Origin of the sequence: Aliihoeflea sp. 40Bstr573, from assembly GCF_024105655.1 — a bacterium.
Lineage (GTDB): Bacteria > Pseudomonadota > Alphaproteobacteria > Rhizobiales > Rhizobiaceae > Aliihoeflea.
On sequence record NZ_JAAAMH010000046.1, the window covers coordinates 1 to 4,483 of the forward strand.

Below are 4,483 nucleotides of genomic sequence, written 5' to 3' on the forward strand. Positions count from 1 at the left end.
TCAGCCGTACATAACGCTCGTCAATATCCCAGAACCCAACCTGTCCCCGCATCTGCAGCCTCCCGCAAATCACCGGAAGATTGAATCATGAAACGGGCGAGATGGGGAGGTTCTTCGAGGTCTCCAGTTCACCAAACGTGCTCTGCAGGAGGTCACGGAATTCCAGTCGTATTTCCCTGTCGAATTCCTGCCACAAGTCTCGTAGTTCTTGTACCGTAGGCAACCGCAGCAACACCATCTGCTCTCCGCCGTTGAAAACGCTACCCGGCTCAAGATCGGAAGCCATAATATTGTCGTCGTCGATGAACTTTAGCTTCATTGCGCTACCCTTCCTGGGTAAACTAAAGCATTCATGGCTTCGAAGAGATCCGAAGTCCTTTTGCCGTAAACGCGTTGGCTAAGGGGGCTGCGATGTCGTAACATAACCTGTATTATGTCTTCTCCGAGCTTCAGGATATTTGTCGCATACCAGCGATAGTAGTGGCGCAATCCATGCAGGCTGGCTCCTGGTGAATGAGGCTCGATAGCGGCGCGCTTGCATGCGCGCGAGAACGCCTTTTCCACGTTGCCCATTTTGAGCGGCTCGCCGAGGTACTGGATGTTCTTAACGCTGATGAACAAATATGGGTGCTTGAGGTCGGTCTTGGCCGCCAAATGTATGTCGTGAAGCCTTGTCACGAGGTCTGCGAATTCGCTGGCTCGCGCGTGACAGGTCCATGTGCCATGCGTCAACATTCGCTGGGGCTCGAAGACGCTCATCCCTTTCCAGCCCGCACGTCGCTTGTCGGTTAGGCTGGGCCTCGGCTTCAGCCCGAATGTCCGGCGCAGGTGCTCTTCTCGCGTCTTGGACGGCAACCCGCGCCCAAACGACCCGAGGTATGTGGACTCCCTCGGGTCCGCAAAAACAATCACAGGACCCACTACGTCAGCGTTGAAGAGCCTTCGGGCATAGGAACTGTCGAGTACGTCGCAGCGCCACAGGTTAAGCGCCTCGCTGATGCGAGGGCCCGCGTATGCCAAGAGTATCCAAAGAGCTTTGAACGCAACGTTCCGCTCAAGATCAATGATCGCATCGACCTCCGCCATCGACAGCGACGTGTCGTACGTAGAACGCGCAAACGACCTGTTGCCTGCAATTCGCCGAATACCCCTTGCGACTACCGGACGATCACCACCGGTCAGCGCGCTCCAGCGCAGACGTTGGGCCCGAAGATGTGATAGAAGATCGTCGGCTGATATATTGCAGTTCACTAACTCCCAGACTTTTCTGGATTTTCTGAAAGCAGATCCTATGATCGACGACTCGCCCGCATATTCTCTGCAGAAACGTGCGAAATCAACGATGTCCCTGAACTCGCCGATTACGGTATTGTAGCCGACGGGATGCCAATACTTGAACGATCGAGATTGCAGGTCGGGTGGAGTTTCGAGTCGTGCTCTCAGATATTCGTAAACTGCTACATCGATAAAGCCGTCTTGTTCAATGCGGTGATGACCGATCGAACTCGTGAAGTCGAACAACCGGCCTACTGCATTCAAGCCCCGCCGTATCGACGCAGCCGGCACGATCTCGTCAGTGAGGTGCAGCGCCCAAGCCAAAGCTTCCTTCGGGACCACGATTTCGTCGTCATCGGCGGTGCAGATCAAAAGGACAGGCAAATGCGCCCGGTGGGCGACAGTGACATTGGGCGACAGCAGAGATGGTCGTGCACGGTCGATTGGCAGATTAATCACAAGAAACGAAGGCACGTCACGACAGGTTACGTGTGGGTCCGTCCAATCCATTGGCGTTCGCTTTCATTAATCGGGAGGGCAAATTCCGCAGCCTTCACGACACGTGGAGTTATGTGGAACGTCTTCCATAGATTTTAGCGGCTCCAACCAGAAGCTGGCGGAGCGCCGGTTCGTTTTGAATGCGCGACATGCTTATCGCCGAGCGATCCTTGAATTGCGCAGCAGTTGACCTCGGTGTTGGCCTGCAAGCCGCTTGAGAAAATACGGGCCGATGCATTGGCGGCAGCATGCGGGCAGCGACGCCGCTGCTCGCTCCCGGCATGTAATAGGGCCATGATTCGACATCCCGCTATCGGCGGTAGCGTCCGCGCTCGTGCTGAAATTTCATGGGGAGAAGCGGATAGCCGAAATTGAGCTGTTTTCCTGTTCCGGGTGAAAGCAGAACGATTCCGCTCGACCCCGGCGGGATCAGTTTGATCTTGCCGTCAATGGGGTGGTTTTCTGTCGCTCGGTCTTGGGGCCGAACTTTGGATATCGGTTTGCGGTCTGGCATTTGCAAAGGGCGACCCCCCGATCAGCCGTAAGCAGACTTGATCAAATCTCGACCGGGAATGCAGGGCTCCGTGTCGGGCTCTGAAACTTGCTCGCTCGTCAGCTCGTATCTGCACGGTCAACGAAAGGGAGAAAATTCCATGAACCTTATCAAGATTGCACTCGTCACCGCGATTGCCGCCATGCCGGCAGTGGCCCACGCCGACCACCTCAACATCGACGTCGAAGGCGCGACGATCGAAGGCAATTCGGTGGTGTTCCCTGCGGTCAAGATCGACAAGGACGGCTACGTGGTCATCCATGCTGTAGAAGGCGGCGAACCCGTCATCCCAGCGTCGATCGGACACACGGCCGTGCCTGCTGGAGACAGCGAGAACGTTTCCGTCGAGATCGAAGGCGGAGCGATGGAAGGCACCGATTACGTTGCGATGATCCACTACGAGACCAACGACAACGACACATATGATTTCGCCGAGGGTATGACAGACGTCGACACGCCCGGGATGCGTCCGGACAACACGCCCTACGCACTGCCCTTCAAAGTCGACGGCATGTAAGGCAATCGAAGCGGGAACTGTGGCGTACCCGCCGCACCTGCCCGACAGGGCGCTGGCGGCAGTTAAGCGTCCCGCATGGGTCTTCAGATCCCATGCGGGACGCTTATTGCCGAACTTGATCCCCACAACCACAGCCGATCGCCAGGTACGCTTCTCCTGCTACGCTATCCTCGATGGCTTCGCTCCCGCAAAGGCACTCCAACGCGCAAAGAAGGTGCTCAGCCACGTCAGGTCTGCCCGCGGCGCGCGCGTTCCTGAACGCTGCGAGAATGGAGCGGTCCAGACATCGATTTCGCTGTCGCTTTCCGTTGGCTTTTTTCATCGATGAACCATGCGCCTTCCAGCGGGTGGAAGGTCAAGGGCCAGATGCGTCATGGGAAGCGTCGATCCTTAGGCAGGCACCGCAGCTAGCGCGACGAAGTCCGCCGAGGGCTCGTCCACCACGAGTCCGTGCTTCCTCGAAGCCGGCGACAACTCACTTCCAGGCGGGCCGGCCGCGCCAGACGTCAAGGCGTCTCTAACCGCTTTTTGGCGGCCTCCCCAAATGCGGTGGCTTGCAAGCACGGCCACCGCAAACCCCGAGCGCGACAGAGAACAAGGCCAGCTCCGCCGCATCGGACCCCCTGTCCGTGCGATGGTGGAGTCCGCGTTCCAAACCAGCGCTCCGCATCGATTGCCCCCTCTAATCCATCGCGTAGGCCGTCACAGTCTTGCCGTCCTTGGTCACCGCGAAAATCGCAAACGTTCCGGCTTTCTCGCCGCCCATGCCGGGTGATCCGAGCGGCATGCCGGGCAACGTAATTCCAGCAATGTCAGGGCGTTCGGACAGGAGTTTCCGAACTATATCGGCCGAGACGTGTCCGTCGACCACGTAACCATCGACGAACATCGTGTGACATCCTTGGGCATTTTCTGGAACCCCTGCGTCGAGGCTGATCCGGGAGAGTTCGTTGGTCGGCTCAACCTCGATATCGAATCCATTTGCGCGCAGGTAATCGGCGTAGCTCTCGCAGCACCCGCATTGGGGGTTCTTGTAAAGGGTAGCTCTAAGGACTTCTTGGGAATTAGCGGCGACACCTGTGGCTAGGAGAATCGTGGTCATCATGATGGTGCGAAGCATGTGGGTTTCCTTTCAAGGTTTTCGTTGCTGACTATCGACGGTCCTCTGCGTCGGCGACGCGGAGGACCGTCATCAGTCCTGTCATTTGGTGATCGGTGACGTGGCAATGCAGCATCCAGTCACCGGGAGCGTCCGCGACGAAAGCGATCTCGATAGTGTCCTCGGGAGCCATGAGCACCGTGTCCGCCCACCGTCGATGCGGAACCGCGGCCCCGTTTCGCGTGAGTACCCGGAAGCTGAAGCCGTGCAGGTGCATCGGATGCCACCATGCGGTTCGGTTGCGCATCGTGATCAGGTGGGTCTTCCCCCGCCCGAGCGTCAGTAGCGGTGCCATGCCTGCGTGCCCGTCCCCCGTCATGGATGTCCCGTTGATGGACCAAATCGCCTGCGCCATGTCCGTCGTCAGGACATTTGGCGCAATGGGCATGGAGATTTAGCGGAGTTTCGGCCTCGCCCCTTGGTTGACTTTATGCGGCGAGTTTTCGGTGCTGCAAGCGCCGGAGTTCGATTGTCTGTCGTT

General features: G+C 57.8%; 5 protein-coding genes. 1 reads left to right on the forward strand and 4 read right to left on the reverse strand.

What is annotated here, in order from left to right; all coding sequences use genetic code 11:
* Nucleotides 1-85 precede the first annotated feature (85 nt).
* Nucleotides 86-319: a hypothetical protein gene (locus GTK01_RS20715; RefSeq protein WP_252929723.1), complete on the reverse strand. Its 234-nt coding sequence runs from the start codon at nt 317-319 to the stop codon at nt 86-88.
* Nucleotides 316-1,785, reverse strand: a complete 1,470-nt coding sequence (locus GTK01_RS20720; RefSeq protein ID WP_252929725.1) for a site-specific integrase — start codon at nt 1,783-1,785, stop codon at nt 316-318. Before GTK01_RS20720 ends, GTK01_RS20715 begins: the two co-directional genes overlap by 4 nt.
* Before the next feature lie 641 nt (nt 1,786-2,426).
* Here GTK01_RS20720 and GTK01_RS20725 point away from each other — a divergent pair.
* Nucleotides 2,427-2,843 carry a hypothetical protein gene (locus tag GTK01_RS20725; protein WP_252929727.1) on the forward strand — a complete coding sequence of 139 codons (417 nt, stop codon included), beginning with the start codon at nt 2,427-2,429 and terminating at the stop codon, nt 2,841-2,843.
* Between the two features lie 682 nt (nt 2,844-3,525).
* On the opposite strand, the gene GTK01_RS20730 is transcribed toward GTK01_RS20725, so the two are convergent.
* On the reverse strand, nt 3,526-3,963 hold the full coding sequence (locus tag GTK01_RS20730) for a DUF411 domain-containing protein (protein ID WP_371924443.1): 438 nt from the start codon (nt 3,961-3,963) through the stop codon (nt 3,526-3,528).
* 31 nt (nt 3,964-3,994) lie between these two features.
* Nucleotides 3,995-4,396, reverse strand: coding sequence for a multicopper oxidase domain-containing protein (locus tag GTK01_RS20735; RefSeq protein WP_371924444.1), 402 nt, complete (start codon nt 4,394-4,396; stop codon nt 3,995-3,997).
* Nucleotides 4,397-4,483: the final 87 nt, after the last annotated feature.